Here is a 445-nt window from a genome sequence, read left to right as displayed (position 1 = left end):
AAGAATAAGTTAGCCACTAAGCTGAAATAAATAGCACTGACCAATTAATTATTGGTTGATGAGAACGTGACATCTCTTGATAGAATGCTTTACAGTAAACATCCATTGCAGAACGTCCATTAAATATGGCTCGTGGATAGTGATTCATCCAGTTATTGGTCGCTATAATCTGGGCACTACTATAATCATTAATAGCTTGGCCCTTAGTAATCTCCTTCCGGAGAAAACGATTATTGATTTCATTGGATCCGCGTTCCCAAGGGGAATACGGATCAGCATAGAAAACATGGTCATGAACTCGCGTTAACTCACTAAATTCAGAACCATTATCAGAAGTAATTGTTTTAAAAATGCGATAGTAAGCATTCTGGCTCTACAATATCTGGTGTTGATATAGAAATTTCACTTTCTATACCAATACCAGATTTTTACGTTTAAACTAAAA

1 pseudogene is annotated in these 445 nt (G+C 35.7%); it reads right to left on the bottom strand.

The window, feature by feature from the left end:
• Positions 1-16: 16 nt before the first annotated feature.
• Positions 17-367 (bottom strand): annotated as a pseudogene (locus tag QOS07_RS09330) (IS30 family transposase); the annotation flags it as partial.
• Between the last annotated feature and the right edge of the window lie 78 nt (positions 368-445).

Source organism: Limosilactobacillus viscerum (assembly GCF_947387525.1).
In the GTDB taxonomy this organism is placed as follows: Bacteria; Bacillota; Bacilli; order Lactobacillales; family Lactobacillaceae; genus Limosilactobacillus; species Limosilactobacillus viscerum.
The sequence above is the reverse complement of the archived record's forward strand: the minus strand, read 5'-3'. Positions and strand labels throughout refer to the sequence as shown.